The sequence below is a fragment of the Olsenella sp. AGMB03486 genome (assembly GCF_040884255.1).
GTDB lineage: Bacteria > Actinomycetota > Coriobacteriia > Coriobacteriales > Atopobiaceae > Olsenella_L > Olsenella_L kribbiana.
Map to the genome: position 1 here is coordinate 1 of NZ_JBEVTM010000062.1, position 651 is coordinate 651.

1 protein-coding gene is annotated in these 651 nt (G+C 63.0%); it reads left to right on the forward strand.

Annotation, left to right across the window (positions count from 1 at the left end; all coding sequences use genetic code 11):
• The first annotated feature begins 5 nt into the window (after window positions 1–5).
• Window positions 6–431: an integrase core domain-containing protein gene (locus ABVS03_RS11565; RefSeq protein WP_368019219.1), complete on the forward strand. Its 426-nt coding sequence runs from the start codon at window positions 6–8 to the stop codon at window positions 429–431.
• Window positions 432–651 lie beyond the last annotated feature (220 nt).

Sequence of the window (651 nt, forward strand, 5' to 3'; positions counted from 1 at the left end):
TCTGTATGCAACTCAATAAGAAGGTCCGTCCCTCCCATCAGCTGATTGAAGGGTACAGTCATCAAGCAATTGTCGCCGGAGGGGCCATATTCCGCAGCGGCCGTGGCAGCCAGCACGCGGGCGCAGAGCTCGCCGCCTGGGCAGCAGCGCACGGCGTGAGGCTTTCCGTGGGCCGCACAGGGAGCTGCCACGACAATGCGGTCGCGGAGTCGTCCTTCGGGACGCCCAGGGACGAGTGGCACCGCCACGAGCGCCCGGCGGATGCATCCACGACGAAGCACGGGGCGATCGAGTTCATCGAGTCATACTACAACCGCTACCGTCCGCACGAGTCCATCGGGGACCGCGTGCCGGCAGAGACCATGCAGGAGTTCTTCGACCGCTTCGAGAGGACCCTCCGGCACAGTCCGGAAGACATGCTGGCCGTGTAGGAATCTGCGATTCCGCTGTCCATTATATTGACAGGGCTCAAACCAGACATCGGAGACCTCCCATTCGTCCCCGAGGCCCATGGACCTCTCGAAGAGCCTTGCCAGCATGCCTGCCTGGGCATCCATATCGCGCCTCCGGGACGGAGCCTCCTGTCGGGGAGAATCCTGCCGTCCGGAGGCCAGGACCACAAGATGCAGAAGTGCTGCCCACCATAAATAG

Coding starts and splice junctions, on each gene's coding strand:
- ABVS03_RS11565 (WP_368019219.1), top strand. CDS start 6: ATGCAACTCAATAAGAAGGTCCGTCCCTCCCATCAGCTGATTGAAGGG.